This window comes from Gordonia hankookensis (assembly GCF_014673215.1).
In the GTDB taxonomy this organism is placed as follows: Bacteria; Actinomycetota; Actinomycetes; order Mycobacteriales; family Mycobacteriaceae; genus Gordonia; species Gordonia hankookensis.
The window spans coordinates 1,280,980-1,307,109 of record NZ_JACWMS010000002.1; the positions used below are offsets into that span (position 1 = coordinate 1,280,980).

26 protein-coding genes are annotated in these 26,130 nt (G+C 65.3%); 13 read left to right on the top strand and 13 right to left on the bottom strand.

Features of this window, described 5'->3' with window-relative positions; genetic code table 11:
- Positions 1–13: 13 nt before the first annotated feature.
- Complete coding sequence (locus IDF66_RS13095; RefSeq protein WP_190267150.1) at positions 14–439, bottom strand: MarR family winged helix-turn-helix transcriptional regulator; 426 nt, start codon at positions 437–439, stop codon at positions 14–16.
- An 80-nt stretch (positions 440–519) separates the two neighbouring features.
- On the opposite strand from IDF66_RS13095, the gene IDF66_RS13100 reads away from it, so the two are divergent.
- Positions 520–831, top strand: a complete 312-nt coding sequence (locus tag IDF66_RS13100) for a DUF2316 family protein (RefSeq protein ID WP_190267151.1) — start codon at positions 520–522, stop codon at positions 829–831.
- A 41-nt stretch (positions 832–872) separates the two neighbouring features.
- Entirely contained in the window at positions 873–1,793 is a 921-nt protein-coding gene (locus IDF66_RS13105; RefSeq protein ID WP_190267152.1) for an aldo/keto reductase, read from the top strand.
- A 38-nt stretch (positions 1,794–1,831) separates the two neighbouring features.
- Here IDF66_RS13105 and IDF66_RS13110 read toward each other — a convergent pair whose 3' ends face one another.
- Both IDF66_RS13110 and IDF66_RS13115 read right to left on the bottom strand, forming a co-directional pair.
- On the bottom strand, positions 1,832–3,022 hold the full coding sequence (locus tag IDF66_RS13110) for an alkaline phosphatase family protein (protein ID WP_190267153.1): 1,191 nt from the start codon (positions 3,020–3,022) through the stop codon (positions 1,832–1,834).
- A 69-nt stretch (positions 3,023–3,091) separates the two neighbouring features.
- Positions 3,092–4,075, bottom strand: coding sequence for a hypothetical protein (locus tag IDF66_RS13115; protein ID WP_190267154.1), 984 nt, complete (start codon positions 4,073–4,075; stop codon positions 3,092–3,094).
- Positions 4,076–4,396: 321 nt separating this feature from the next.
- Between IDF66_RS13115 and IDF66_RS13120 the strand changes: the two genes are divergently transcribed.
- Positions 4,397–4,783 carry a VOC family protein gene (locus IDF66_RS13120; RefSeq protein ID WP_190267155.1) on the top strand — a complete coding sequence of 129 codons (387 nt, stop codon included), beginning with the start codon at positions 4,397–4,399 and terminating at the stop codon, positions 4,781–4,783.
- Positions 4,784–5,157: 374 nt separating this feature from the next.
- On the opposite strand, the gene IDF66_RS13125 is transcribed toward IDF66_RS13120, so the two are convergent.
- On the bottom strand, positions 5,158–6,891 hold the full coding sequence (locus IDF66_RS13125) for a DUF3556 domain-containing protein (protein WP_190267484.1): 1,734 nt from the start codon (positions 6,889–6,891) through the stop codon (positions 5,158–5,160).
- A gap of 250 nt (positions 6,892–7,141) precedes the next feature.
- On the opposite strand from IDF66_RS13125, the gene IDF66_RS13130 reads away from it, so the two are divergent.
- Entirely contained in the window at positions 7,142–7,543 is a 402-nt protein-coding gene (locus tag IDF66_RS13130; RefSeq protein WP_190267156.1) for a hypothetical protein, read from the top strand.
- Here the strand turns inward: IDF66_RS13130 and IDF66_RS13135 are convergent.
- Positions 7,525–8,226, bottom strand: coding sequence for a GNAT family N-acetyltransferase (locus IDF66_RS13135; RefSeq protein WP_190267157.1), 702 nt, complete (start codon positions 8,224–8,226; stop codon positions 7,525–7,527). The two genes, IDF66_RS13130 and IDF66_RS13135, sit on opposite strands and share 19 nt — an antisense overlap.
- Before the next feature lie 1,227 nt (positions 8,227–9,453).
- On the opposite strand from IDF66_RS13135, the gene IDF66_RS13140 reads away from it, so the two are divergent.
- Positions 9,454–10,326 carry a hypothetical protein gene (locus tag IDF66_RS13140; RefSeq protein ID WP_317628680.1) on the top strand — a complete coding sequence of 291 codons (873 nt, stop codon included), beginning with the start codon at positions 9,454–9,456 and terminating at the stop codon, positions 10,324–10,326.
- A 74-nt stretch (positions 10,327–10,400) separates the two neighbouring features.
- Positions 10,401–10,880: an enoyl-CoA hydratase gene (locus IDF66_RS13145; RefSeq protein ID WP_190267158.1), complete on the top strand. Its 480-nt coding sequence runs from the start codon at positions 10,401–10,403 to the stop codon at positions 10,878–10,880.
- Between the two features lie 521 nt (positions 10,881–11,401).
- Here IDF66_RS13145 and IDF66_RS23790 read toward each other — a convergent pair.
- Positions 11,402–11,671 carry a PASTA domain-containing protein gene (locus IDF66_RS23790; RefSeq protein ID WP_223309437.1) on the bottom strand — a complete coding sequence of 90 codons (270 nt, stop codon included), beginning with the start codon at positions 11,669–11,671 and terminating at the stop codon, positions 11,402–11,404.
- Positions 11,672–11,936: 265 nt separating this feature from the next.
- Positions 11,937–12,221 (bottom strand): hypothetical protein, encoded by a 285-nt coding sequence (locus IDF66_RS13155; RefSeq protein WP_190267160.1) that lies wholly within the window; start codon positions 12,219–12,221, stop codon positions 11,937–11,939.
- A 204-nt stretch (positions 12,222–12,425) separates the two neighbouring features.
- Between IDF66_RS13155 and IDF66_RS13160 the strand changes: the two genes are divergently transcribed.
- Entirely contained in the window at positions 12,426–13,724 is a 1,299-nt protein-coding gene (locus IDF66_RS13160; RefSeq protein WP_190267161.1) for a lipase family protein, read from the top strand.
- Between the two features lie 15 nt (positions 13,725–13,739).
- On the opposite strand, the gene IDF66_RS13165 is transcribed toward IDF66_RS13160, so the two are convergent.
- Both IDF66_RS13165 and IDF66_RS13170 read right to left on the bottom strand, forming a co-directional pair.
- Positions 13,740–14,222 (bottom strand): hypothetical protein, encoded by a 483-nt coding sequence (locus tag IDF66_RS13165; RefSeq protein ID WP_190267162.1) that lies wholly within the window; start codon positions 14,220–14,222, stop codon positions 13,740–13,742.
- 93 nt (positions 14,223–14,315) lie between these two features.
- Entirely contained in the window at positions 14,316–15,938 is a 1,623-nt protein-coding gene (locus IDF66_RS13170) for a long-chain fatty acid--CoA ligase (protein WP_190267163.1), read from the bottom strand.
- A 171-nt stretch (positions 15,939–16,109) separates the two neighbouring features.
- On the opposite strand from IDF66_RS13170, the gene IDF66_RS13175 reads away from it, so the two are divergent.
- On the top strand, positions 16,110–16,481 hold the full coding sequence (locus tag IDF66_RS13175; RefSeq protein WP_190267164.1) for a hypothetical protein: 372 nt from the start codon (positions 16,110–16,112) through the stop codon (positions 16,479–16,481).
- A 93-nt stretch (positions 16,482–16,574) separates the two neighbouring features.
- Positions 16,575–17,648, top strand: coding sequence for an NAD(P)H-dependent amine dehydrogenase family protein (locus IDF66_RS13180; RefSeq protein WP_317628681.1), 1,074 nt, complete (start codon positions 16,575–16,577; stop codon positions 17,646–17,648).
- 18 nt (positions 17,649–17,666) lie between these two features.
- Here the strand turns inward: IDF66_RS13180 and IDF66_RS13185 are convergent, their stop codons facing one another.
- Entirely contained in the window at positions 17,667–18,932 is a 1,266-nt protein-coding gene (locus tag IDF66_RS13185) for a PucR family transcriptional regulator (RefSeq protein ID WP_190267165.1), read from the bottom strand.
- A 201-nt stretch (positions 18,933–19,133) separates the two neighbouring features.
- Here IDF66_RS13185 and IDF66_RS13190 point away from each other — a divergent pair, with 201 nt between their 5' ends.
- The 4 genes from IDF66_RS13190 to IDF66_RS23795 are packed head-to-tail and all read left to right on the top strand — an operon-like array spanning position 19,134 to position 23,150.
- Positions 19,134–20,525: an MFS transporter gene (locus IDF66_RS13190; RefSeq protein WP_190267166.1), complete on the top strand. Its 1,392-nt coding sequence runs from the start codon at positions 19,134–19,136 to the stop codon at positions 20,523–20,525.
- Positions 20,526–20,572: 47 nt separating this feature from the next.
- Positions 20,573–22,468 carry an alkyl/aryl-sulfatase gene (locus IDF66_RS13195; RefSeq protein ID WP_223309438.1) on the top strand — a complete coding sequence of 632 codons (1,896 nt, stop codon included), beginning with the start codon at positions 20,573–20,575 and terminating at the stop codon, positions 22,466–22,468.
- Positions 22,465–22,845 carry a YidH family protein gene (locus IDF66_RS13200; protein WP_317628682.1) on the top strand — a complete coding sequence of 127 codons (381 nt, stop codon included), beginning with the start codon at positions 22,465–22,467 and terminating at the stop codon, positions 22,843–22,845. Before IDF66_RS13195 ends, IDF66_RS13200 begins: the two co-directional genes overlap by 4 nt.
- Positions 22,842–23,150 carry a DUF202 domain-containing protein gene (locus tag IDF66_RS23795; protein WP_317628683.1) on the top strand — a complete coding sequence of 103 codons (309 nt, stop codon included), beginning with the start codon at positions 22,842–22,844 and terminating at the stop codon, positions 23,148–23,150. The genes IDF66_RS13200 and IDF66_RS23795 overlap by 4 nt, the downstream gene beginning before the upstream one ends.
- Before the next feature lie 5 nt (positions 23,151–23,155).
- Here IDF66_RS23795 and IDF66_RS13210 read toward each other — a convergent pair whose 3' ends face one another.
- The 3 genes from IDF66_RS13210 to IDF66_RS13220 all read right to left on the bottom strand — a co-directional run bounded on the left by IDF66_RS13210 (position 23,156) and on the right by IDF66_RS13220 (position 25,677).
- Positions 23,156–24,073 carry an alpha/beta fold hydrolase gene (locus IDF66_RS13210; protein WP_190267167.1) on the bottom strand — a complete coding sequence of 306 codons (918 nt, stop codon included), beginning with the start codon at positions 24,071–24,073 and terminating at the stop codon, positions 23,156–23,158.
- A 75-nt stretch (positions 24,074–24,148) separates the two neighbouring features.
- Positions 24,149–25,126 (bottom strand): hypothetical protein, encoded by a 978-nt coding sequence (locus tag IDF66_RS13215; RefSeq protein ID WP_190267168.1) that lies wholly within the window; start codon positions 25,124–25,126, stop codon positions 24,149–24,151.
- A 275-nt stretch (positions 25,127–25,401) separates the two neighbouring features.
- On the bottom strand, positions 25,402–25,677 hold the full coding sequence (locus IDF66_RS13220; protein ID WP_190267169.1) for a hypothetical protein: 276 nt from the start codon (positions 25,675–25,677) through the stop codon (positions 25,402–25,404).
- Positions 25,678–26,130 lie beyond the last annotated feature (453 nt).

Here is a 26,130-nt window from a genome sequence, read left to right on the forward strand (position 1 = left end):
GTGCCGGCGGCACCTACCCGTCGAGCGTGGTGAGGATGTCGCGCAGCGCCCGCTGCTGCTCGCCGTCGAGTCTGCTGATGAGATGCCGTTCGACGGCGTCGTGAAGCGCGCGCTGCTTGTCGACCATGAGGTCCTCGCCCGCCGGCGCGAGTGACACCTCGACGCCGTTGCGTAGCCGCTCACGGGTGAGGAATCCGCGCTTCTCCATCCGCGTGAGGAGGTGCGAGAGTCGACTGCGGTCCCAACCGGTCGACGCGACGAGCGCGTTCTGGCGCGACGTCCCACCCGCCTTGTTGAGATGCACGAGCACCGTCAGTTCGGGTTCGGAGACGGAGTTCGCGGCCGTGACGTCGTCGATCACGGCGGTGCGGATCACCTCGCTGGTCCGCTTCCAGAGAAGCCACAGCGCGACACCGGACTCGTCCCCATCTGTTGACATTTCTACACCTCGCTTCTACTGTTGACATTACAACACCCGCAATCGCCGCGCCAGATCAAGGCGCGCGGGAAGTAGGAACAATGTCACTCGACGACGCACAACGGCGACGCACCAGCGATGAACTCCGGCGCAACGCCGACCTCTGCGGTCTGACACACGGTGCGATGGCAGCCGACCTCGGATTCACCACCGATCATCTGCGCGAAGTGGTCGCGCTGTCCGGACCTCAGGATCCGGTCGACGTCTGGTTGCTTCGGGACTATCTCGAGCAGGCCGTCCGCGACGCCGGGCGTGACCCCGAGCCGTTCACCGTGCTCACGCCGGCGAGTCGGCGCATGGCGCGAATGTGGTTCCGGCTCCGGCCGGCTCCCCGGCACATCTTTGCCGCCTGATCCACCAAACATCCATCCAGTCAACCGAATCGAGGATTCCGATGTCGGACACCAATTCCGTCTCCACCGCATCCCACCCGGGCGGGACCGGGACCATCGGCGACCACTCGGTCGCCCGCGTCGGCTACGGCGCCATGCAGTTGGAGCACCGCCGCGACGACCGTGCAGCTGCCGTGGCCGTGATCCGGCGGGCGATCGAACTCGGTGTCGACCACATCGACACCGCGCAGTTCTACGGAAACGGCTTCTCCAATGAGCTGATCCGTGAGGCCGTACGCCCCGACGACGGAGTCACCGTGGTCACCAAAGCGGGTGCCGATCCGAACCCGGACGGCCCGATGCCGATGCGAGCCGCGCAACGGCCGGCCGAACTCCGCGCCAGCGTCGAACACAATCTGCGAAGTCTCGGCGTCGACCAGATCCCGGTGGTCAATCTCCGACGCGTCGACGCCAACGCTCCGATCCCCGTGTCGGAGGATCAGGTCGTCGACTTCGACGACCAGCTCGCCGCGATGGTCGCCATGCGCGACGAGGGCCTGATCGGCGGCATCGGACTCAGCACCGTCTCGATCGACATGCTGCGCCGCGCGCTCCCCGCGGGTATCGCGTGCGTGCAGAACGCCTACAGTCTCGTGTCCCGCACCGACGACGACATGCTCGACCTGTGCACCTCAGAGGGCATCGCGTGGGTGCCGTACTTCCCACTCGGCAGTGCATTTCCGGGGATGCCGAAGGTGACCGACGAGGCCATCGTGGCGGAGGTCGCGCAGACTCTCGACGTCACGCCGTCGCAGGTCGGGCTGGCGTGGCTGCTGCATCGGGCCCCGGGTGTGTTGCTGATCCCGGGCACGTCGTCGGTGGAGCATCTCGAACAGAACGTCGCCGCCGGTTCGGTTGTGCTCGATGCCGACATGCTGGCAGCTCTCGACAACGTGCCGCACCGTGAAGGGCAAATCGTCTGACAGACAACAGGTGTCAGGCGACAGGTATCAGGCGACGATCAAGCTTCACCCGCGTGTATCAGCACCGGTACCAACTGTTCGGCAGCCGTCCAGGCGCCGTGGTGGCCGGGCATGTTCACCTCCGGCGCCGGGTCGGCCAGGGTACGTGTGATGATCGTTGTTCCCCGTGCCACGGCCACCAGGTCGCCGATCCGCTCGGCGACCACGTCGGTCACCTCGGCACCGAACCACTGTTCGTCCAGCACCTGCTCACGCGGCACCACGAACGCGTGGTCACCCAGGACGTCGGTCCAGAACGTGTGCACGTCGTCGCGCGCGCCGGGCCGGGTGTAGACGTGCCGGACGCGCATCTCGCCGGCCACCGCCTCGACGCCTTTGAGCATCTCGTCGGTGGTGTCGATGTCGATCCGGTTGTCCGCCTGGATCATCCCGTGATCTCCGGTGACCACCAGCGTGGCGTCGCGGGGGAGGTCCGACGCGATGTCGGCGACCAGGCGGTCCACCACTCCAAGCGTCTTCACCCACTGCGGCGAGCCGGGCCCGAAGAGGTGCCCGGCCGCATCGAGATCCGGCCAGTAGGCATACACGAGACGATGATCCGCGGTGGACGGCGTCAGTGCGTCCCCGATGCCCGCGAGGATGTCGGCAGGCGTCCGAGCGCCGATGTAGGTGCCGTCGACGCGGAAGGCGGCCCGGCTGAATCCCGACCCCCGGTACGCCGTCGGCATCACATAGGTCACGTCGATGCCCCGGCCGGACATCTCGGCGAGGAGCCCAGGTTCCGGCTGAATCTGTTCCGGCACATACAGTCCCAGAGCCGATCGACCGTCGGACCGATTGAAGGTCCATCGTAAGGCGTTGAGGGTCCGGCGTTTCGGCCCGCGGGTCTCGTCCCGATCCGTCCGGAACGAGTAGCCGATGATGCCGTGGCTCCCACAGGGTGCGCCCGCCATCAGGCTGGTGATGCTGGTCGCCGTCGTCGCCGGGAAGCCCGCGCGGATGGTGGCCGACCGCAACGCGGTCAAGGTCGGCGCGCACTCGGCGTGGTCGTCGAGCAGGGTGGCGCCGAGACCGTCGATCAGCAGCAGTACGACGTCTTTGCTCGAAGGGATCGGCACGCTCGACGTCGGGGCCTGGCCGAAGGCGTCGTCGATCGCCGGCAACACGTCGGCGAGGGTCGCAAAGCTGCTCCACTGCAGGGGATGGAGCTCGTCCGACGATTCACTCACAACGACACGGTATCCGCATTCCTTGTGGACAACCCCCGTGCATCGCTTGCTCGGTCGGTCACCCGCTCTTCAGTCCCGACGACGTGCGGGCGATGCCGGAGGACGCGTGACCGCTCTGGCCGCCCCTGCAGTACCCGGCTGCACGTCCGGGCCAAAGCCGGAATCCGACATTGCGGCCAGAACGGGGTCTTCGGACAGGGCGCCCACGCTGCGTCGTGCGAGATCGTCGTCGTCGTATGACTCGGACCAGGGAAAGCGGTGCCGGCGGTACTCGTCCACCGTCAGCGGCGGGTGATGTGGCTCCCGGCCGGTGAGTTCTTTCCACGCAACCGAATTGACGATGCGCAGTACGGCCCCGGATCGCGCGGTCGGATGCCAGTTCTCGGAGGGTTCGACAGGGGCCGCGATGGACCGGGTGACCGATCCGCGGGCACTCAGACCCATGCTGCCGGTCAGGGATGCGCCGCACGCGTCGACCTCGGGAACCATGCCGGCGCTGCAATGATCGGGGTCGATTCGTCGCGCCTCCCAGCTCTCCCCGCGCAATGGGATGACCTCGAGGCAGACGTTGCCGTCGTCGGGGCCGGCACGCCGATCTGTGCGCGCCTCACTCCCGGCCGGGGCGGCGACGAACTGCCGGACCGTCGAGGCGTCGGTCCGGAAACCAGCGAGCCACGACTGGTCCGGGACCTCGAAATAGTCCTCCGCGTCAAAATCGGGATCAGCGGAGAAGGACCGGCCGGTCACGGCGTTCACCCCGTCCACGCCGATCCGGACAAGGAAGGGATACACGGACGCGAAATTGATCAACGCCGCCTCGGATTGCCACATCGGGAGCAATACGTCGGCGCTGTGCCACCCGGTCGGGCGGCTGCGCGACCCGATGTGTCCTCCGGAGAGCAGGTCGAAGGAGCCGAGTCCGGGTGGCAGTGGGTGGGTGGTGTCGTCGTCGGGCACTCGCAGTGTGCGTACGAACTCGATGTACATCTCGGCGTCGGCGTGAACATCGGGGAAGGAGAATGCAAGGGTGTCGTGGGAGACGGTCACTGCCATGGGTCTCCAGTCGTCGGGAATGACAGCACGGTACGAAGCGGGTCCGACAAGTTCGGGGCCGACTCCATCATGCTGGGCGGGGTGCCTTGGCCAGAAGATCGGCGTGCGCGGCGCAGGTGTTACATAGCCGCTGGTCGGCAGCGCTCGCGTTCACCAATCACGCGTGACCGTTGACGTCGCCGAATGGACCGCTCGGCTGCAGGCCGTTCGCCCCGACCTGGGCCGACCCGACGATACGCAAGGCGGAGTGCATCGAGATCGAGCGCATGCACCCCGAGCGTTTGCCGATCCGCCGTGGCGCGGGCGCGTAGATTCGCACGCATGCTGGACCACGTCGCCCTGCAATGTGCCGATCCCGCCAGAGCCGCCGGCTTCTACACCACGGTGTTCGCCGCCATCGGCGTGCGTGAGGCCATGCGGTACGAGCGCGACGGCGGCCCGGTGATCGGGCTCTCCGGCGCTGACGGGTTCCCGCACCTGTGGGTCGGGCCGCTCGACGACACCGGGCACCGGCCCATCCACCTGGCCCTCACCGCCCCGAGCCGTGAGGCCGTCGACGATGTGTTCACGGCGGCCCGGGCAGTAGGCGCGACGATCCTGCACGAGCCCCGCGTATGGCCCGAGTACCACGCCAGCTATTACGGGGTCTTCCTGCGCGACCTCGACGGCAACAACGTCGAGGCCGTGCATCACGGGTTCGACGGCTGACGCCGCTTTCGTACCGAGCAAACTGCCAGGAAAAGACGATGGCACCGCAAGGTTGCCATCGCATTGTTGTGGGTGTCAGAGAGCCGGCACCGGCCGGATCAGAGAGCAAGGAGCAACGATGCCGACCCCCAACAACAACCGCAAGAACACCCCCGCCGCCCCGCAGCGTCGCCGCCGGCGAGTGCGCACATTCGATCAGCGCACCCGTCGCTGGAACTGGGTCTGGCAGTGATCTGACCCCCGGACCTCACGGTCACACACGGCCCCGCTGCGACAACGTCTCGCAGCGGGGCCGCGGTGTATACGGCTGCTCGGCGACGATCAGCGGTCGGTGATGCGGTTGGCGTCCTCCGAGTTCAGGTGGGACATCATGCTCACCGACCTTCTGCCTGCCACGTCACCGTCACCGGGATCTCGTCATCCCATGGCTGCCGGGTGACGAGGTCGGATACCTTCACGAATCCCCGCTCGAACTCGCCGACTGCCGGGTCGACGAGCCGGTACTCCTGCGTCTGCCGATGGATCGGCTGCGCGTCGAGGATCACGATTCGCACCTCGCCGGGCTCGAACCGGCAGTGCCGCTGCAACGACGCGATCAGCTGTTCGTTGCACATATGGCCGTCACCGAAGTTCCAGCCCATCGCCGTGCTGGTGATCCGCTCCCCATCTGTCAACACGAACCCCGCCTCGTCAAATCCCGCCATCGCCCGGTGCGCGAGCGTGAACAACGCCCGACCGTGACTGTTGAACGAGCGGAACGCATATCCCATGTAGAGCGGGATCTGTGCTGCTTCTGCGCTGCCGTAGAAACGTTCGAGTTGTGCTGCCGGCATCGACGCGATCGCGACGATGCCGCTCTCGATCTTCGCCGATGCGGCAGGCGTGAGGCACCACAGGCTGGTGTCCCAGTTGCCGGCGTAGTACCGCATACCCGGCAGGAAGGAGACCTTGCGTGGCATCAGGTTTCCGGTGATCACGGTGCCCGCCGACACGAGGAACAGCAGGATCGGCCAGACGGACTCGAGGTCGGTGAGGCCGATGTCGGAGTGCCCGACGAACAGCGCCACCACACCGAACATCATGAACACGTTCCACTCCAGCGGTACGCCCATCGGGATCGACGACAGGATGCCGAAGTGGAAGATCAACATGATGATCGCCGCGACGGCGGTCAGCCAGCCACCGCCGGAGAAGAACAGGACGATCGGGACGAGACCCTCGACGGCGGTGGAGAAATGGGCGATCCACCGCGACCGCCGTCCGGGCCGGAGGTCTTCGGGGAAGTCCTCGAAGAACTTTCGTTTGATCTTCGGGGACCGCCAGATCGGGTTGTTCGACATCATCGTGGAGATCACGAACGGGAAGTGCTTGTTGAGCTTCGATGTTGCCGCACCCATCCAGATGACGAGGAAGATGAGTTTGGCGCCGAGGATCATGTCGACGCCTGCGAACAAGAACGTGACGGTCAAAGCGCCGTACACCTCGCCGCGGGCGGCCAGGAAGATCGTCTTGTCGCGCAGGCCCGCCGCTGCGAGCAGTACGACGATGGTCCAGATCTCCCAGTCGGGCAAGACGCCGACGGTGGTGTCGAGTTCCGGGATCGCACCCGTACCCGAACTGAACAGCGCGACCACCAGCATCACCAGTAGTGCTGCGTACAGCAGCACGTCAACAGGTTGCCGCGAGTCCCCCTTGGTCAGCGGAATGCGATTCGGCCATGGCGGCTGACGAATAGTCTTGGGCCGCAACCAATACAGTACGGATCCCATCGGCGGGAAGAACCTGTTGTTCAGCGGTCCGAATCCGCAGCCGAGGCCGACGACCTCGAACAACATCGTGTACAGCACGACCTTCTGGAAGACGATCGGCTCGTTGTACCAACTCGTCACATCGAAGAAGCCGTCGATGCCGGGCGTGGTGATGACCACCGCCCATGCGATCAGGATGTAGAGCACGATCTTCACGACGTAGAACAGGTGCAGCGCGACGGGCGTACCGAAACCCACCTCGGCCCAGTGCCGGGCCATGGGCTTGATCTTCTCGGCCCGCGTGCCCTGACTCCAGGTCGGGAAGTCGATCTCGGGAGTGGTCTGCTTCAGGAATCCCATCGCTCTCGCCCTCGTCACCTGTGCGTTTGTCGCCGTGGCCGGGCATGCCGGCATGTCGTGTGTCGAGGAGGGAGCCTAACAAACCAAGCAAGTGCTTGGTAGTCGTTCGGCGATTGCTGCGAACGGACCGCAAGCGAAGCCCACCTCTCGTCGAGGCATCTGTCTACGCTGAGACCACCACCGTCAGCCGTCACGTTCGTCGTCGACGTTGAACGCGTGAAGAGGTGACAGGCCGGGAGTGAGAATCCAGATGACAGCCGACGACGATCTTCCGCCACGTAACAGTCTGGGCGACAAGGACAGTCGAGAGCGCGTCCTTGTCATCATCCTCGCGTTGGCCGGTGTGATGTCGACTCTCGCGCTGTCGGTGCTGCCGGTATTGGCCGACGTGTCGCACAGTCCAGGGTTCACCGCACTGATCGGATCGGTGAATACCGCCGGATACCTGGCGACCATCGTGGTCGCCGCGCGATCACCGCTGCGCTGGGTGCTGGTCCGCCGGGTGGCGCTGGTGATGGTCGGGTTCGCTGTCGCCGCCGCGGTCGCGGCCGCGACGATCCTCGACGAGAACGCCGGACCGGGATTTCTGCTCTCGATGTCGGCCTTGATGGCGGCGGTGATTGCTGCGCTGAGCTACCTGCGAATCTCGTGAGGCGCCACGAAGGACTGGAACATCACCTCCCGACGCAGGGCGAAGCCGAGCGTCTCGTAGAGGCTGATCGCGGTGGTGTTGGCTGCCGAGGCGTGCAGGAACGGCACCTCACCGCGCAGCCGGATGCCATGCGCGAGTGCGCGAATCAGTCGGCTACCCAGCCCCTGGCCCCGATTGTCGGGATCGGTACAGACGGCGCTGATCTCGGTCCAACCCGGTAGGTGCAGACGCTCACCGCCCATGGCCACGAGGCGCCCACCACGGCGGATACCCAGGTACGTGCCGAGTTCGATGGTCCGCGGTAGGAACGGGCCGGGCTCGGTACGGCGCACCAGGTCGAGCATCTCGGGCACGTCGTCGGTCGTGAGCTCGATCGCCTCGTCATCGGGCGCTGCCGCGACGCCGTCGTCGACCATCTGGACGCCGTTCATCCGCATCTGCAGACCCCAGTCGGCGGGTGGTGTCACGTCGACGACGGGAAGGAACATCGAGGTGCCGGCCCCTACGAGCGCGGCGGCGTCGGTCCAGTCGCCGAGGGTGGGGTTGTCGGGGAGGGCGGCCATCGGGCAGACATCCCGCTGATAACGCACCGCGTTGCCGTGACGATCCGCGAAGTGGGCATGGGGCCCGCGCAAGGCGGCCAGTGCCGGGTTGTCGAGTGGGCTGGAGGTGCTGCTTTCCACGGCTCGACGATACCCGTCGTCGCAATTGGGCGACTTGCCGACTCTGAGCGCCCGGTTCGCAGATTCTTCTCAGGCGCAGATGATTTCGGCCCAAGGTAGGCGGGGCAGTGTCGACGGTGAACGAGCGATCCGGCATAGGCGTCCGGACCTCACAGACCGAGAGGGTGACGATGCCGGATCCGAGCTGACGCTGGACAGACCGCGACCCACCGGCCGGCGTGTGTGCTTTGACGGCTCACACGCTCGCAGCGGTGAGTCGGGGTGTGCCAACGAACCGACCGGCGCGATGCCCGTGCCGTGTGACCCCGTCGTAGACGTTTCTGTCGCGGCGGGGTCGCAGTGTGTGCGCAGGCGGGTTTCGGATTGTGTCCGGGCAATTTCTAAGGACTGCGGGGACACTCCTCGACGTTCTGATCCTGACGGTCGCAGGAGTCTGTGTTTCGGACGCCGACGCACGCCGCATGTCCGTACTGGGATTGCCGTCGGCGGGCTGGCTATGGTCGCAACGAGTCTGCTCGTGCGGAGTGCGTGGACTCCACTGACAACTGAGATCTGTCATCTGAGCAAATGAACTCATCACCGCTCGCTCCGTGAAACTGGCCAGGTACAGGCCTTCAGAGTTCGCGCGGACGTTCTACCCACCGAGGTCGAGACCAGGCATGTTGGGTACCATCCGACCGAACATTGTCGGGGTGGAGTTGTGATGCTGTTTCGGGGGAATGCCGTGACCCACGGCGAGCTACCCGGCCACATGAGGCCGGGCGGCAGCGACGGGCGATCAGCGCTGCAGGCGGACGAACCAGCACCGCATCATCCGCGTCCCGTCGGTACGGAGGGGACTTTCAGATGATGGCTCAGCCAACCAACCAGCGGTCGCGTCATCGTCATGATCCGGAGGGTCGTCGTAGCCCGTTGTTGTTGTCGGTGACCTCGGCGGCGTTGGCTGCGTCGATTGCTGCGGGTGTGGGTGCGGGTTTGGCGCAAGCTGCTCCGGAGCAGGGTGGTACGAGTCCGAGTGATACGGCGCCGCAGCAGGGTGGTACGACTCCGGGTGCGCCGGCTCCTGAGCAGGGTGGGACGACGCCGACTCCGCAGGTGGAGCCTGCGTATACGCCGGGTCCGGGGTCGATTCCGGCGCCGCCGCAGGAGGCGCCGTATCAGTCGTATTCCGAACCTGATTCGGGTGCGAGTTATGAGAATGCGTATACGCCGTTGCCGTCGCGGCCGTTGACCGCGCCCAAGCTTGCCAAGCCAGTGCGCCCGATTGCGCCGCCGCCGAAGAAGATTCGTGTTGGCAACTTCGTGTCTGATATTCCGAAGGGGATGTCGCAGAAGGATGTGAACTCGGTCAATGCGTGGTCGGCGTATGGGGAGGCCAAGATTGCGCAGGGTTTGATTTCGGTGGGTGTGCCTGAGGATCAGGCGTCCCGTCAGGCGGCGTCGACGATCATTGGTGTGATGACCGGCGGGACTGCGGGTGCGGTGACGTTGGGGATTCCGGCTGCGGTGATGGGCGCGGCAGGTGGCGCGGTGATCGGCGCCGGGGCTGGTGCCGTAACCGGACATCTTCTCTCAGCTGGTACGGGTGTCCTTGTCCCGCAAGGAATTCTCATAGGCGCCGGAATCGGAGCGACCGCCGGCGCTGTCGGCGTTGGTGCTGCAGGCGCAACGCTGGGTGCTGCAATCGGGGGAACCGCTGGTGGCGCGCTCGCCTACGCGCTCGGTGCCGGCGATCCGGGAGCGCACCCGCGCGAGCCGTGGAAGGAAGGAAAGCCGCAGGCTCCCAAAGCAGAACCGCTGCCGAATCCCGGGGCCAACCAGTTCGAATACAAACTGTCCGCGAACGATGCGCGGAATTCCGGTCTGCCGGGCGTCGAGTACGTCGTCAACCAGGTCGGCGATGCCGACCTCAAGGTCGGCAGCTGGAAGATGAGCTGGAGTGTCGACCAGGCGCGCGCGCCGTATCTGTTGGCGGGTGGCGATGCCAAACATCTGGAGAAGTCAGCCCGCGACATGACGAGACAACGCAGCGACCAGCTCCAGTCCGCCATCCCGGGAGGCGAAGTCAACTGGCCGCAAGAGAAATTGCGGATCCATTGATGTGGGCAGGGTGCGACGGTGGTCTGGTTCGTAGCGAGAGTCAAGCGTCAGCGATTGCTTGGAGGATTGTGTAAATGAGGAAGAATCTCGCACTGCTGCTCGTTGCAGGGATAGGTGCGCTTTCGTGGTTTGGCACGGGAACTGTTGCGGCTGAACCACAATTGCCGAAGTTCTCGACCACGGGAGACAACTTCGGCACGTTTGGTGACCACGACTTCTGCCGCGGCGCGGTGAATCTCGGCCTCACGGCCCCGAAGGGCAAGCATGGTGTCGTGCGTGTCACCCTGACGTCATTCGGATTCATGGGAAGCGGCCGCGGGTGGGCTCGAAATCCTGTCTGCCGGGTCTTGATGGTGGCAACCCAGACCAGTGGGAACAGCGTCCTCAAGCAGACACCGATGCCGGTGGCCTTCGGTCCTCGTCGTGGGCAGAAGGTTACCCGCGACATCGTTACGGGGCCGGGAGTTGCGCTGGTCTCCGTTATCCCGTACACAACCAAACTCCCGCGGATCAGTCAGGGGAATGGCGCAGGGGCCTACGTCCTCGTTCCGTGATCATGGTCGAGCGTGATGTGACGTCGGTGAATGAGTGGCCGGCGTATGACGACGCCGGGATTGCTCGGGGACTGATCTCAGGAGGTGTGCCTGAGGATGAGGCGGCGTCGACGATCACTGGTGTGATGACCGGCGGTACCGCAGGTGCGGTGATCGCAGCTGCCGGTGCAGTTCTGGGAGGCACGCTTGCATATGCACTCGGTGCGGCCCTCGTGCCCACCCGAAGGACCCGTGGAACCACCAATGACGTCAACGTCACCGCGGAGCTTGGAAAGCCAACTGGTCGGTGGAGCACGCCGTTGCACCGTAGGCCTTGTCAGGTGCCTGCGCTTCGCAGCGTGAAAGACGGCGCACGATATGTCGGCAGAGTGTGGTTCGCCGTCAGAGACGACCGCGATTTCGAGCGCGACAATGGTTCCGACGATGGCTAGCAGTGCGCTGACGGGGATTGCCCACAGGAATGAACGCAGCACAGACGAAACAGCGTGGGTTGGCGAGAGTCATTCATCGGCAACACAGGTTCAGCAGGAATCCGACTCACCGATCTTGACCGCCGACAGCACTGCGTCACCCTCACCGATCGGCGTTCCCGGATCGGGCGTTTGAGCGACCACAATCCAGTTCCGATCCAGGATCTGGGATCGCCCTTGTCCCGTTGCATCGGTGCTCCGAGAGAAGAAGACTCCGGCGTCCTGGATCTTGTTCTGTGCGTCCTGCAAATTCATGCACACGACGTCGGGCATGATCGCTGCATCTTCGGCGGGGGCCGTGGTTGCGGTCGCCTGCGTCATCGTCGGAGGCGCTTCGGTCGTTGGGGGCTCGGTAGTCGATACGTCCGTCTCGGCGGTTTCCGCGGCGGTCGTTGTCTCGGTAACTGTGGTGGTCGCCGCATCCCCACCTCCGCCGCATCCGGCGATCGCGAGAGCGATCAGCAGGGCTCCTGCCGCTGCACCAGCGGACTTCCGGACGTGCGTCATGCGCTCTCCTCTGTCGACGGGTATCTCTGCGTCCCCTTGTATCGACGCCGATGGTGACTCGTGTTACACCCCCGATTGATCAGAGTCCCAGATCGCCTTCGAACCGCCTGAGATAGTTGTCGGGGTCCTCGTTGTAGGCAGCGTTCTCCTGCTCGCATCGGTCGAGCAGGCTAGCACGATCTGCCCTCTCGACAGCCCGCCGAGCGCTGTTGGCCTTGATCAGTTTCGACGTGGCGAACACCAACAGCCCGATGGCTGCCGCCGCGACGAAGACGTACCAGAACTTCACGACCACGGCGATGATGATGAGCACCACGATCACCATCGCGCCCGCGCCTTTGCTGCCGGCATCCGACTTGGCCATCACTTCGCTCCCTCACGATCGTCGTGTTGGGGACATCGTCGCAGGGCATACCGACAGTTACAGCAGGTGGCAGCGTTGTCGGGTGACCCGGCGGAATGGTCACCAACCCGAGAATGTTGGAATGCCATGTAAGCGTTTGCTTAGGTGTCGGCTCGGGCAAGTCCGTCCGACGACGACCACCCGGGCTTGGAACAGGGGGCGGCCATGGCCACACACGTTGATCACACATCGAGCGGCGATGTTGCCGTCCCGTTGGTGCTCCCCACCGAGGACTCCTTCTATGACGAGCCCGCGGGCCTCAACACCATGCGGCCGGGCGAGATCATCCGGTCGCGGCAGGTCGAGCTCAAGGACTATTGGGCGTCACATCACCGCAGCCAGGCGTGGCAGCTGCTGTATCGCTCGACCGATCTCAACGGAACTGCCGGTGTAGCGGCCACCACGGTCGTCATGCCGCGCAAACGTGCGCGCGACGGCCAGTTCCAACTCCTGTCGTTCCAGTGTGCGATCGATGCTGTCAGCTCGCAGTGCTTCCCGTCGTACGCACTGCGCAAGGGTGCCTCGGCCGCCAAAGCGATTGCGCCGTTCGAGTTCCTGGTGGTCCGCCGTGCGCTGGCCAAGGGCTGGGCGGTGTCGATCCCCGATCACGAGGGCATGCTCGGCGCCTGGGGTGCCCCGCGTGAACCCGGCTATCGCACTCTCGACGGCATCCGTGCGGCGTTGTCGTTCAACGACTTCCAGTTCCGTTCCGACACACCCGTCGGACTGTGGGGATATTCGGGCGGCGGCATGGCGACATCGTGGGCCGCCGAGATGGCGCCGCAGTATGCGCCGGAGCTGAATCTCATCGGCGCGGTTCTCGGATCGCCGGTGGGGGACATGGCATCTGCGCTGATGCGCCTGAACGGTGGCTTCCACACCGGTTTGCCGGTGATGGCCATCGAGGGACTGCGGCGCGCCTATCCGCAACTCGACCGCGTGATCGTCGAACACGCCACCGAAATCGGACGCAGGCATCTCGCGGAGATCGCCGAGATGCCCACGGTGGAAGCGTTGCGACGGTTCAAGAATCACGACATCGACAGCTTCCTCGACATTCCACTCGCCGATGTGCTCGCCCGCCCCGAGATGGTCGAGATGATGAACGATCTGCAACTCGGCACGCATGCCCCGACGATCCCTCTGCTGGTGGTGCAGGCGGTGCACGACGAGGTGATCGGCGTCGACGACATCGACGGCCAGGTCGAGCGCTACCGCGAGCAGGGCGTACCGGTGACCTATGTGCGTGATCAGCTCAGCGAGCACTACTCGTTGCTACCGCTGTCGGGTCCGTTGGCGGTGTCCTGGTTGGCGAATCGGCTCGCCGGCCGGCCGGCACAGGACAAGACGGTGACTGCCGTGGCCGGGCAACGGCCCCCGCGCTGGGCGAAGTTCCTCGGTGCGGGACGCGCGCGGCCGGATGGCGAGAGCGCGGTGGCCGACGGTGAGCGGCCGGCGGCCTGAAGCGCCTACCGAGCGTCAGGCCGCGTCCTCTGCGTGCAGGGCACGATCGGTTCGGTGCATGCGGCCGGTCGTGTATCCGATGGCCAGAGCGCCGGCCGCCACACAGAGCACGATCGTGACCCATCCCGGCCACTCGAGCTCCTCGACGAGTTCGAAGGCCTCCTTGATCCCGATCAGTGCGGCGCCGGCGCCGACGATGAACCAGCCCGCGGCCTTGTTCGAGTACTCGATGAATTGCTCTCGTTGTTCTGCCGGGAGCGCCGCCATCACCTGTCGTCGCCATCTGTCCTGCGCGTTGTGGATCAGAACGTAGGCGACCGGTGGCAGCAGCCACCACCACGGTGACACCCTCTCCTGATGTGGAATGGCCAGCGATTGCTCGCGGATCATTCCGCGGTCGATCTGCTCTTCACTCAGCTCGAGCGCTCCCTGATACATCGGACCCGCCACGAGCAGCCATGCCCCGACGTACCCGCAGAATGCGACGAACAACTCCATCAGTGCGCCTTTCGGACTGAATACTTCCGCGGAGCCAGGTGGTGACGCCACGCCGGGACGCTCTCGCGCCGACCACCGCCGGCGGAGAGTCCGTCAGATCCGGGTGACCTCGAGATCGCCGTCGTGATACTGCGACCGCAACCTCTTCTTGTCGAACTTGCCGACGCTCGTCTTCGGCACCTCGTTGATCACCGTCCAATTCTCCGGCAACTGCCACTTGGCGACCTTGTCGGACAAGAACTCTCGCAATGTGTCGACGGTGGCGCCGGAGCCTTCGCGCAGCACCACGGCAACCAGGGGCCGCTCGTCCCACTTCGCGTCCGGCACACCGATCACCGCGGCCTCGATGACGTCCGGATGCCCCATGACGGCGTTCTCCAGATCCACCGACGATATCCATTCGCCACCGGACTTGATGATGTCCTTGGTGCGATCGGTGAGGGTCAGATAGCCGTCGGGAGTGATGGTTCCGACGTCGCCGGTGCGGAGCCAGCCGTCATGGAACTTGTCCGGCGCGTCGACGCCGTAGTAGGCGGCGGCGATCCACGGTCCGCGGACCTCCAGTTCGCCGACGCTGTTGCCGTCGTGCGGGAGGATCTCGCCCAGATCGTCGACGAGGCGGGCCTGCACCGACGCCGGGAACCGGCCCTGGGTGTAGCGGTAGCGCCAACGCTCTTCGCCCTCGGTGCCTGCGGGTGGACGGGCCACCGACCCCAGTGGGGAGGTCTCCGTCATCCCCCAGGCGTGCAGCACCTGGATGTCGTGGTCGTCCTCGAAGGTGTGCATCAGCGACGGGGGCACTGCCGAGCCGCCGATCAACACGTCGTGCATGCAGGAGATGTCCTGCGGGTGCTGCTCCAGATACTGATGCAGGCCTTGCCAGATGGTCGGCACCGCAGCCGCGAACGTGGGTTGCTCGGCAGCGATCAGAGCGGCGAGCGGTTCGGGCTGGAGGAACCGGTCCGGCATGATCAGTGACGCACCGATCATGAACGCCGCGTACGGAAGTCCCCATGACATGGCGTGAAACTGCGGAACCACTGCCAGGGCGCGATCGCCCTGCTTGAGCGCCGGCCCATCGGTCATGCACACCTGCATCGAATGCAGATAGATCGAACGATGAGAGTATGCAACACCTTTCGGGTCACCGGTGGTTCCCGATGTGTAGCACATCGCAGCCGCGGACCGTTCGTCGACCTCCGGCCAGTCGAACTCGGTGGGCTGGTCGGCCAGCAACGCTTCATACGAGTGCACCTGCACGGAGTCGGGGGCCTCGACCCCGTCGGCGGAGTCGCCCGTCACGATGAGGTGCTTGACGGTGGTCAATTGGGGAAGCTGCGGCGTCAGCAGCGGCAGCAGGGTGGCGTCCACGATGACGATGTGGTCTTCGGCATGGTTGGCCACATGCACGAGTTGTTCGGGAAACAGTCGGATGTTGAGCGTGTGCAGCACCGCGCCCATCGACGGGACCGCGAGGTAGGCCTCGAGGTGTTCGGCGTTGTTCCACATGAACGTCGCGACCCGCTCGTCGCCGGTGACGCCCAGGGTGCGCAGTGCGTGCGAGAGCTGAGCGCAGCGGCGGCCGACCTCCGCGTAGCTGCGGCGGCGCGTGCCCGCGCCGGTCCATGTCACGACCTCGGCGTCGCCGTGGACGGTGCTGCCGTGTCGCAGCAGCTGCGCGATCGAGAGCGGGGTGTCTTGCATGGTGCTGAGCATCGAACTCTCCAGGTCCTGGTGTAGCCGGTGGGTCGAACTGATCTATCAGAGGGTCGCATCACGCTGCCATTCGTGCGGGGGATTCTCACGATCGGCGCGCGGATGTCCACGCATCGGATATGAGTAGTTTCCCCGATTCGGTGGCGACCGCGGATGCCTACGGTCGATGACATGAGCTACCCGACCTACCCACCTGCCCCGTCCCGCTCCACCGGCACCGCACGGTCCAGCGCGGACGTGCTGGCCGCAATCATCCTGCTGGGTATCTACCTGGTCGTCGCGGCCGGCTCGGTCCTGTTCAGTCTGCTCTTCGCGATGGCAACTGACGTGTGCACATCCGGTCGGCCCTGTGACACCAGCGGGGTGGGACGCGCTTACCTCGTGACCGACGGTGGCGCTGTCGCGGTGTTCGTCACCGCGGTGATCATGACGATCGTCGCGCTCGACAAGCGCTGGGCGATCTGGTGGATTCCGCTGGTCGCGGCGTGCGTGCAGGTGCTTCTCACCTACCTCGGTGCCACGATGGCGGTCGCGGTGGTGTGATGCCTCCCGCACGAAACGGACCCATCAGCGGTGCGGCGATGTTAGAACAGACCGGCGGTCATCACCGCGCTCACCGACCAGGGGGTTCACCACGTGACCAGCAAGCGGATCGTCGTCTGGGGGACCGGTTTCGTGGGGAAGATGGTGATCGCGGAGATCATCGGGCACCCAGCGTTCGAGCTGGTGGGCGTCGGGGTCAGCAATCCGGAGAAGGTCGGGCGCGACGTCGGTGAGCTGTGTGGGCTCGACCCCATCGGGTTGTCGGCCACAGCGGACATCGACGAACTGATCGCCCTGCAACCCGACGCGCTGGTCCATTACGGTCCCACCGCCGCGCATGCCGACGAGAACATCGCCCTCATCGGTCGGTTTCTGCGGGCCGGCGTCGACGTGTGTTCCACCGCCATGACGCCGTGGGTGTGGCCGGAGATGAAACAGAATCCGCCCACGTGGATCGATCCGATCACCGAGGCCTGCGAGGTAGGGCAGGCCTCGTGTTTCACCACCGGCATCGATCCCGGCTTCGCCAACGACCTGTTCCCGATGACGCTGATGGGTCTGTGCGGGGAGGTGCGGACCGTACGGGCCTCGGAGCTGCTCGACTACACGAACTACGAGGGGGACTACGAGTTCGAGATGGGTATCGGCATGCCCGCCGACCACACACCCCTGCTCGAGCATCCCGACATGTTGATCATGGCCTGGGGCGCAACAGTTCCCATGATCGCTCGGGCCGCCGGCATCGAGCTCGACGACATCACGACGACGTGGGAGAAATGGGTCACGCCCGTGGAGGTGAAGACCGCCAAAGGAGTGCTCGAGCCCGGAAACGTTGCCGCGGTGCGATTCACCATCAACGGGATCTATGACGGAGAGACGCGAATCCAGCTCGAGCACGTGAACCGTGTGGGTGAGGGTTCGGCCCCGGACTGGCCCACCGGAAACCAGAACGATGTGTACCGCGTGGACATCGAAGGCAGCCCCAGCATTTCGCAGGAAACCGCTTTCCGCTTCACCGACGGCTCGGGCCGTGACGCAGCCGCCGCCGGGTGCCTGGCCACCGGTCTACGAGCCCTCAACGCCGTTCCCGCGGTCAACGACTGTCCGCCGGGTTGGGTGACCGCGCTCGATCTGCCGCTCATTCCCGGAGTGGGGACGATTCGCTGAGTGGGTATGGCGATCGACTCAGGACTTGCCTGTGAACCCGCCCGGCACATCGTCGCCGGGTGTGTTCGCAGCCACGGTCAATGCCGCACCGAAGGCCATCACACCCACGAAGCTGCTGGGATCCACTCCGCTGAGCGAGGTCACCTTGTGAAGCCGGTTGTTGATCGTATTCGGGTGCACGCCAAGCGCTCTCGCGGTGCGCCCGCGGTCCATGTCGCAGCGGAGGTATTCCTGCAGAAAGGTCATCAATTCCGGCAAGGGTTCGATGGGCGCCAGCACGGCGCCGACATGATCGGCGGCCGGACCCGGCCTGGTCAGCTGAAACTCCAGCGCCACATCGGCCAGCCGGTACACGCTGCGCCTGCTGCGATGCCCCGCCGACAGCCGCAGCACCTCGGCTGCCAACGTTCCCGCCGGTGGCACGTCGGCGATCGACACCGTCTCCACGAGACCCGCCCGCACCGCGACACCCACCGATGCCCCGATGCGTTCGACCAGTTCGGTGGCAGTGGCCGGCGCCGACGCGGAGCCGTGCGTGTCGACCGGCAGGAGCAGATGACCGCCCGCCGGACCCAGCGTGGTCAGGATCGATGTGGCGCGCCGGAATTCGGGTAGCGACAGGATCGAGCGCATCTTGCGCCGCCCGGCCACCAGCCGGCCGGTCGGGTCGTCGACCAGTTCGTCGGTCGTCGACGCGATCGCCAGCGCGAGCACGTGGTACTCGGCGGCCAGCTCGATCCGGAAGCGATCGGCATACGGCCGGGCCTCCTGACCATCGAGAATCATCCGCGCCACCAGGTGCCCGGCGCTGCTCTTCTCGCTGTCGAGAATCATCTGTTCCTGCTCGTAGGCGTCGACGAGTGTCGCCGAGAAGGTGCCGAACAGCGAGATCAGGGCGGTACCCAGGTAGGCCAGCGCCGCACTCTCCTCGGGACGGGCGAGGGCGGCCGCCTCGGTCCAGAAGCGTTGGAAACCCGCTTGCCAATTGCGGATCACCACCGACAGCGGCACCCCTTCGTCGGCGCGCTGCACCGCGATCTCACGGGCGGGGCGCAGTTCGTCGGCGCTGGGTGCCACGTTGTCGCCGAGCGCCCGGAACACCGTCGACAACGTCCGGCGGGTCACCCACGGCACTTCGGTCAGCCGGATGTCCGACGGCAGCGCCCGCAGCGCGTCGGAGCTGTCCAGCGCCGACTGCTTGATCATGTCGTTGGCGCGCATCTGCAGCCGATGCAAGAGCGCGCTGGTCCCCACCGGCGGCGCGGACGATGTCAGAGCGGCCATGCCACACCTCCATGCGTGTGCGATCGCACATCGCATCTGTAGGTCACCTGTGAAAATCGAACATTGCGATGGTCAAGAGCCCACCATAGCGTGGTGACACGGCAGCGAATGTGATGGGCACCACCCCATCGTCGCTTCGCCCGGTCCCGTCTCAGGTACCGACTTTCTGCTCGCGACCACGAGGAACACTGAGGACTCACGATGGATCAATCGGCCACCCGGCAACGCGGCGCGCCCGATCACCTGCAGCCCGTCGTCCCCGAGTCGGCCGGGTGGCGTCGCGCCGGTCGCCCGCGCCGATCCGGTGCGGCCACGGTCGGCGGCACCCGTGCCTGGGTCATCACCGCGATGTTGATGGTGCTGATGATGATCAACTTCGCCGACAAGGCGGTCCTGGGATTGGCCGCGACCAGCATCCGGGCGGAGTTCGGGCTCACCGCCGCGCAATACGGCACCATCTCGAGTGCGTTCTTCCTGCTGTTCAGCATCTCGGCGCTGGTCGTCGGCCATCTCGCCGACCGGTTCAGCACCCGCACGGTGCTGCTCGTTCTGGCGCTGGTCTGGTCGGTCGCAATGGTGCCGGTCATCGGTCCGGCAGGGTTCACGGTGATCCTGATGTCGCGCGTCGTGCTGGGTGCCGCCGAAGGGCCGGCGTTCGGCGTGGCACAGCACGCGGTGCACAAGTGGTTCGCCGACACCGATCGCGGAATGCCGACGGCGCTGGTGAGCACCGCGACCTCGATCGGGGTGATCATCGGTGCCCCCGTGTTGTCGTGGTTGATCTCCGCGCACGGCTGGCGGTCGGCGTTTGTGCTGGTGGCCGTCGTCGGCGCAGTGTGGTGTGTGGTGTGGCTGTTCGTGGGACGCGACGGCCCGATCGACGCACAGTCCACGACGTCGACCGCCGGCTCGGTGCGCCCCATCGACCAGGTGCGTGTGCCGCTGCGCAGCATTCTGTCGTCGCGCACCTGGCTCGGTGCCGCACTGAGCGCGTTTGCCGCGTACTGGTCGCTCGCGCTGCTCATCTCGTGGGTGCCGGCGTTCCTGACCGACGACCTGGGGCACAGCAAGTCCGCGGCGGGGACGCTCACGGCCTTGCCGTGGCTGGTCGGGATGATCGCCTTGCTCGTCCAGGGATTCGCCACCGAACGCATGATGCGGAACGGTCGTTCGAGCAGCGTCGCACGAGGCATCATGCCCGGCATCATCGTGGTGGTGGGCGGTGCCTGCATCCTCGCGTTCGGCTATGTGCATGCGAGTGCCCTGATCCTGGTGTTGATGGCGCTCGGACTGGGGTTGTCCGGTGTGGCACTCGCCGCAGGCGCCACCGCGTGCAGTGAGATCTCGCCGGTCGGTCAGCGCGGCGTCGTGCTCGGGGCGTACGTCGGGCTGTACTCGCTGGCCGGCGTGATCGCCCCCTTCGTTGCCGGTGTCCTCATCGATCACGCGGGAGGCGATCCGCATTCCGGCTACACCGTGGTCTTCGCGCTCACCGGCGTGATCGTGGTGGCCGGCGGAGTCCTGGCCATCACCCTCATTCGTCCCGAGCGCGACACCGTCCGACTCATCGCGGCCGGCTCGTCCACTCCCTGACCGCGGGCACCTGCCCAACTGTTGTCCACTCTCGAAACGGAGTTCTCTTGTCCAGCACCACCCAGACCGCCACCGCGCACACCGCAGCCGCCAACCGGGCCGTGCTCGACCAGCTGCCCTTCGACGATCGTCGCGCCTTTGACGACGCGCACCGCGGCTTCATCGCCACCCTGGATCCGATGGTGATCACCGACGACACCGGTCGCGTCGTGTGGGATCTGGAACGCTTCACCTTCTTGCAGGGTGATGCGCCGGCGACGGTCAACCCCAGTCTGTGGCGGATGTCCCAACTGCACACCGCACATGGGCTGTTCCAGGTGGCCGATCGCATCTTCCAGGTCCGGGGATTCGACATCTCCAACATGACCGTCATCGAGGGCGACACCGGTTACGTCATCGTCGACCCGCTCACCTCGGTCGAATGTGCCCGGGCGGCCATGAATCTGGTGCGTGAACACCTGGGCGACAAGCCGATTCGTGTGATCATCTACACCCACAGCCACGCAGATCATTTCGGCGGGGTCAAAGGCATCGTGTCCGACGACGAGGTGGCCGGCGGTGCGGTACGGATCGTGGCGCCGCTCGGCTTCCTGGAGCACGCGGTGAGTGAGAACGTCTACGCAGGAAACGCCATGACGCGTCGCGCCCAGTACATGTACGGGCAGAACCTGCCGGTCGACGCTGCCGGGGTGATCTCGACGGGCCTGGGGATCGCATTGTCGAAGGGGCAGATGAGTCTGCTCGAACCGACCGACGTGATATCCGGGACCAGCCAGGAACTGGTGCTCGACGGTGTCCGGTTCGAGTTCCAGTACACCCCGGATTCCGAGGCGCCTGCCGAGATGCACTTCTATCTGCCCGATATGAGGGCATTGTGTATGGCCGAGAACGTGTCTCACCACATGCACAATCTCTACACGCCGCGTGGCGCGCAGATCCGGGACGCGGTGGGGTGGAGCCGCTACATCGACGAGGCGCTGCGGCGCTACGGCCCGGTGACCGATGTGATGTTCATCTGTCACCAATGGCCGGTGTGGGGGAGGCGGTCGGTGTGCGAGTTCCTGGCCGAGCAGCGCGACCTCTACCGCTACATCCACGACGAGACGCTGCGCCTGGCCGCGCACGGGTACACGATGGTCGAGATCGCGGAGATGGTGGAACTGCCCGAGGGGTTGGCCACCTCGTGGATAGCGCGCGGGTATTACGGGTCGCTCAACCACAATGTGAAGGCCGTCTATCAGAAGTATCTCGGGTTCTTCGACGGCAACCCGGCGCACCTGCATCCGCACCCGCCGGTCGAGGCCGGGCGACGCTATGTGGAGTTCATGGGTGGCGCCGACGCGGTGTTGAGCAAGGCGCGCAAGTCCTTTGACGACGGCGACTATCGGTGGGTGGCCGAGGTGGTCAATCATGTGGTGTTCGCCGAGCCGAACAACCAGGCAGCGCGCGAGTTGCAGGCCGACGCGCTCGAACAGCTCGGCTATCAGAGTGAATCGGCACCGTGGCGCAACTTCTATCTCACCGGGGCACAAGACCTGCGCGAGGGTGCCCACAGTGACGAGGCGGCGCTGGGTGCGAGCGAGGTGATCGCCGCGATGACCGTCGACATGCTGTTCGACTATCTGGCCATCCGGCTGAACGGACCCAAGGCAGGCGGCCAGAGCTTCGTGATGCAGGTGCAGCTCACCGATACCGGCGAGTCCCGGCGCGTGGAGCTCGTCCACGGCGTAGTGAACTGCGCGCCTGCGCAACCCGACGACCACGCGGACACCACGCTGCACCTGCCGAAGGCGGCCTTGACCGGGTTGGCGTTGGGTGCGGTGCCGCTGGCCGACGCGGTGGCGGCCGGCCAGGTGGAGATCGCCGGTGACGAGGAACCGGCGTACCGGCTGTTCGGGCTGCTCGACACGTTCGCGCGCACGTTCAACATCGTCGTCCCGTGACCGCGCGGTCATCGCCGCAGGTCTCGGAGGCAGAGAAGGCGCCGGGGGTGTACGACACCGAACCCGACTACCGGTTCACGCTGGCCAACGAACGCACCTTCCTCGCCTGGATACGCACGGCGCTGGCACTATTGGCGGCCGGGGTCGCCGCCGACGAACTGATCGGTGGCGGCGCCGGGAACATCGACCATTCGGTGCTCGCGGTGACATGTGTGGTGGTGGCGACCCTGTTGTCGCTGGGCGCGTTTCATCGGTGGCGTCGGGTGCAGTCCGCGATGCGGCGCAGCGATCCGCTGCCTCCGGCGTCGATCGTGCGGGTAACGGTCGGCGGGGTTTGCGCCATCGCGCTGGTCTGTGTGGTGGTCGTGATCCTGTGACGACGACCGAACGCGATCCCGGTCTGCAGCCGGAGCGAACGCTGTTGGCCTGGCGCCGAACAACTCTGACAGCGGTCGGGGTGTTTCTGCTGTGTTGTCGTGCGTTGGTCGTCGGTCAGACGATGGCTGCTGTGGTGGCCGTTGTACTCTCCGGCTCGCTGGTGTGCACGCTGTGCATCGGCATGCGGCAGCGCGCGCGCCGCTATCAGGAGAATCCGCGGTGTGCCGAGCATGCGTCGACGGTGGTGCTGTGGGCGATCGCGGTGGGGATCGGTTGTGTTGGTGTGGCGTCGGCTCTCGGGTAACGCTGTCACACGGCGTCGAGGAAGTTCAGGATCGCGGCGTTCACGCGATCGGGCTCCTGCATCTGCACGAAGTGTCCGGCGCCAGGAATGGTCTCGACGTGTCGCAGACCCGGCACGAGCTGCTTCATGGACCCGAGCGGGTCGCGGCCCATCATCCCGAGGACCGGGTCGCGATCGCCGACGACAAACAATGTCGGAGTGTGTATCTCGGCGTCACCGACACTCTCGTTCTGTACCCAGACCGCATCGGCGGCGCGGTACCAGTTGAGTCCGCCGGTGAAGCCGGTGCGACGGAACTCGGCGACGTAGTGGTCGAACTCGTCGCTGCTCAGCCACGGCCAGGGAAGCGCAGGCGCGGGCGGGAGCACGTCGAGGTAGCCGTTGCCTTCTGACGGGTGCTCCCAGCAGGTGCGGTAGCGGTCGACGTCGCTGAGCGCCCAGAAGATCCGGCGAAGGAACTCCTCGGCGTTGTTGTCGAGTTCCTGGTCGGCCACCCCCGGCTGCTGGAAATAGTGGAAGTGTAGGAAATGGTCTCGGGCCATGGCGGTGTAGATGGTGCTGGGGCTGACCGGCATGCGGGGAGTGAGCGGGACGCTCACCTGGATGAGGCCGGCGACGCGATCGGGAATCCAGCGGGCCAGATCCCAGGTCAGCTGGGCGCCGAAATCGTGTCCGGCAAAGATCGCTCGGTCGGCACCCAGTGCGTCGAGCAGGCCTTCGATGTCGGCGACCGTCGTGGTGCGGTCGTATGCCGCCGCGTCGGTCGGCCGGCTGCTGTGACCGTAGCCGCGCATGTCGGGGGCCACGGCATGCCTGCCGGCGGCCGCGATGGCGGGGATCTGATGGCGCCACGAATAGCCGAGTCCGGGGAATCCGTGGCAGAGGATGACAGGTACGCCGCTGCCCTGTTCAGTGATGGACATGTCGATTCCGTTGACATGGATTGTCCTGGTGCGGAGTTCATCGGTCACCGGGTGGACGTTACCCGGATGCGCGAATCATTGTGTCCGCGGAGATCGAACACGCGTCGACGCGCGCGTGGTCAGGACGATCGAGAGTACCGACGCCAGGCGGCGCGCATAGTTGCGCTCGACATTCTGTCTGCATCGATACATCACGTAGTACTGGGACAGTGTGGCCACGACGAGGATGGTCAGAGCGGCCGCGATTCGACCGGGGCCCGGTGAGCTGGCTGGCCCTAACAAGATGCATGTGTTGAACGCGAACATGGCGATGGCGGCAACGCTGACGGCGTATCGACTTGCGCCGAGTGTGTGGTACAGGTCCGACCCGTTCGTGTACTCCTTCTTCACGGGCGCGAAACCTGACTCGCATTCCAACCTGTCGAGGACTGTTTGGAGGAGGGTCCAGTTGTCGATGAAGCGACGGTGATACGTGTTTCGGCAATATGAGCAGCGGGCAGAGGACCAGGAAGCATTGTGATCGTCCTCGGGCGCGCACAGGCGCTCGCCGGTTGTGACGTGGAGAAGCGGCAACCACCGTCGGGCGTGTGCAAGCGGCGCTTTGGACAATCGGTGGCAGATCTCGTCGGCAGTAGCCGTGCGTGAAAAGCGTGCCAGCGCTTGCGGGCTTCCTTTGAATGCAGAGATGTACTGTCCCAAGACATGCGCACCGCGATCCCGACGATAGAACAGAGTGATTCCGAACAAGCTGGAATCGCTCCGGTATCGAAAGTAATACATCTGGTACAAGATGAACCCGAGGGGCAGCGATGCGGCAAACGCGGCGAGCAGAGTATGCGTAGCGGCACTGTCGAGAAACTCGGACAGCCCGTTCTTCGGGTTGTTGAGTAATCGCCAGACCGATTGAAAAGCGATGACGTTCAGCATGAAGATGAAGCCCGGAATGCTCCAACGCAATACCTGCCGAGCTGTCTCCACATCATCTCCTGGTTTGAAAGTCGCATCAGAGTTGAGCGAATAGTACGACACCAAGGTTCTATTTGCTGGCGTCACGTGAACATTCTCCAGAATGTGCCGCGGAATCGGGAAATGTGCCAGGAATCGTCCGGCGACCGCACTCGAGTGGGCAACGGGTCGGGGCGTGCACCTGAACCTCTGCGGCGGTGCCTCTGGTTGCAGAACTCTACGAGAGTGGCTCCGGCACACGATGATTGGTGGTATCCTGACGAATCACATCATTCGCCTGGGTGAGGGTCTCGTTGAGATGTGTGACGCCCACCGCGCGCTCCGTCGCTGTGTGCGTCCGCTGCGCACAAAGGCCTCCGCAGTCAGCGGGCGCGTCGACGTAAGGCAGCAATTCCGAACGATGACGCAAGCCAGGTCAGTGGAATCCACACATAACACGAGAGCACATACCAAAGACTGACAACCGCGAAACTCGCGCCGAGACTCGTTGCCCCGGGGCCCCGATTCGGCAGCACACCGGCGGCCCAGAACACGATCATGAAGATGAGGTAGCTCACCGGCACGGATAGCAGGAAGAGCTTCAACGAGTATGGACGCAGTTGGGGCTTCTCGTCGCGCCGCGGGTCAGTTGCCTCCAACGGACACCTCGTGATGACCCGGAAGGTGCTTTGCCGGTCCCCACGGGTCTGAAGGGTCTGGCATGAACTGGTACACGGGGGTGGTTGTGCCCGAGTCGCTGTCGTTGTAGACCTCCCAGGCAGGGTAGTTGGTCAGTTGGCCGTCCAATGCTGGAGCAGAGCCGTCGAACGGTTGTGTTATGAGAGTGCCGCGCACACTGTGCCGATAGTGCTGGAAGCCCATTGGCCTACCTTCTGGTCGTAGAAGGGCATGTATGGATCCTTCGCCTCGAAGGTCACTTGAACTTGGTCTCCGTCCTGCGCCACGCCCATCGTGGGAGATCCGACTTTTGTTGCTCCCGAGGGGATTTCGATGGATGGATTCTGTCGCATCACTACAACCCCTCTGTTGTAGTCGACGAATACGGAGACACGGCTGTCTTCCGGCCCCGCGGTCGGATCGAATCCTCGCGC

What these genes read in the sequence shown, in the direction of transcription:
- IDF66_RS13095 (WP_190267150.1), bottom strand. Translation starts at nt 439, where the DNA reads ATGTCAACAGATGGGGACGAGTCCGGTGTCGCGCTGTGGCTTCTCTGG.
- IDF66_RS13100 (WP_190267151.1), top strand. Translation starts at nt 520, where the DNA reads ATGTCACTCGACGACGCACAACGGCGACGCACCAGCGATGAACTCCGG.
- IDF66_RS13105 (WP_190267152.1), top strand. Translation starts at nt 873, where the DNA reads ATGTCGGACACCAATTCCGTCTCCACCGCATCCCACCCGGGCGGGACC.
- IDF66_RS13115 (WP_190267154.1), bottom strand. Translation starts at nt 4,075, where the DNA reads ATGGCAGTGACCGTCTCCCACGACACCCTTGCATTCTCCTTCCCCGAT.
- IDF66_RS13120 (WP_190267155.1), top strand. Translation starts at nt 4,397, where the DNA reads ATGCTGGACCACGTCGCCCTGCAATGTGCCGATCCCGCCAGAGCCGCC.
- IDF66_RS13125 (WP_190267484.1), bottom strand. Translation starts at nt 6,891, where the DNA reads ATGGGATTCCTGAAGCAGACCACTCCCGAGATCGACTTCCCGACCTGG.
- IDF66_RS13130 (WP_190267156.1), top strand. Translation starts at nt 7,142, where the DNA reads ATGACAGCCGACGACGATCTTCCGCCACGTAACAGTCTGGGCGACAAG.
- IDF66_RS13145 (WP_190267158.1), top strand. Translation starts at nt 10,401, where the DNA reads ATGAGGAAGAATCTCGCACTGCTGCTCGTTGCAGGGATAGGTGCGCTT.
- IDF66_RS23790 (WP_223309437.1), bottom strand. Translation starts at nt 11,671, where the DNA reads ATGACGCAGGCGACCGCAACCACGGCCCCCGCCGAAGATGCAGCGATC.
- IDF66_RS13155 (WP_190267160.1), bottom strand. Translation starts at nt 12,221, where the DNA reads ATGGCCAAGTCGGATGCCGGCAGCAAAGGCGCGGGCGCGATGGTGATC.
- IDF66_RS13160 (WP_190267161.1), top strand. Translation starts at nt 12,426, where the DNA reads ATGGCCACACACGTTGATCACACATCGAGCGGCGATGTTGCCGTCCCG.
- IDF66_RS13165 (WP_190267162.1), bottom strand. Translation starts at nt 14,222, where the DNA reads ATGGAGTTGTTCGTCGCATTCTGCGGGTACGTCGGGGCATGGCTGCTC.
- IDF66_RS13170 (WP_190267163.1), bottom strand. Translation starts at nt 15,938, where the DNA reads ATGCTCAGCACCATGCAAGACACCCCGCTCTCGATCGCGCAGCTGCTG.
- IDF66_RS13175 (WP_190267164.1), top strand. Translation starts at nt 16,110, where the DNA reads ATGAGCTACCCGACCTACCCACCTGCCCCGTCCCGCTCCACCGGCACC.
- IDF66_RS13185 (WP_190267165.1), bottom strand. Translation starts at nt 18,932, where the DNA reads ATGGCCGCTCTGACATCGTCCGCGCCGCCGGTGGGGACCAGCGCGCTC.
- IDF66_RS13190 (WP_190267166.1), top strand. Translation starts at nt 19,134, where the DNA reads ATGGATCAATCGGCCACCCGGCAACGCGGCGCGCCCGATCACCTGCAG.
- IDF66_RS13210 (WP_190267167.1), bottom strand. Translation starts at nt 24,073, where the DNA reads ATGTCCATCACTGAACAGGGCAGCGGCGTACCTGTCATCCTCTGCCAC.